The sequence below is a fragment of the Mesorhizobium sp. M7A.F.Ca.ET.027.03.2.1 genome, from assembly GCF_003999175.1.
GTDB lineage: Bacteria > Pseudomonadota > Alphaproteobacteria > Rhizobiales > Rhizobiaceae > Mesorhizobium.
The window spans coordinates 1-466 of the sequence record NZ_RZOM01001889.1 but is presented as its reverse complement, the minus strand read 5'-3'; the positions used below and the strand labels follow the sequence as shown (position 1 = coordinate 466).

Here is a 466-nt window from a genome sequence, read left to right as displayed (position 1 = left end):
GCCGAAAGCTTCGGCCTACCGGCTGATGAAGAGCTTGGCTGATGTTGAATTGATCGAGCAGAGCGGCCCAAGCGCGGCCAATTTCAAGCTCGGGCGACGGCTGGAAAGACTGCTCTTTTCAGGGGCGAGCGACGACTGGTTCAAGGTCGTTGCACGCCCGACCTTGCAAGAGCTTTCAGAAAAAACCGGCCAGGCCTGTTTCATCGCGCGACTGTCGGGCGACAGCGTGCGCAGCCTCGACATGGTCGCCCCGGGCGATCTAGTCAGGGCCTACATCGTCCCGGGGCATGAAATCCCAGCGCACGCCGGCGCCTCTGCCAAGGCGATCCTAGCCTTTCAGGATTCGGACTTCATCGCTTCGATGCTCGACAAGCCGCTTAAGCGGTTCACGGCTGCGACCAAAGTCGACTTCGCCGTCCTCGTGGAAGAGCTGCAACTCGTGCGCAAAACCGGTGTGGCTTATTGC

Annotated in this window: 1 protein-coding gene; it reads left to right on the top strand. The window is 60.5% G+C overall.

The genetic code is table 11. The features are described from left to right. Window positions 1-25 precede the first annotated feature (25 nt). The coding region (locus EN750_RS38620; RefSeq protein ID WP_281062398.1) for an IclR family transcriptional regulator C-terminal domain-containing protein at window positions 26-466 on the top strand (441 nt) is incomplete at its 3' end.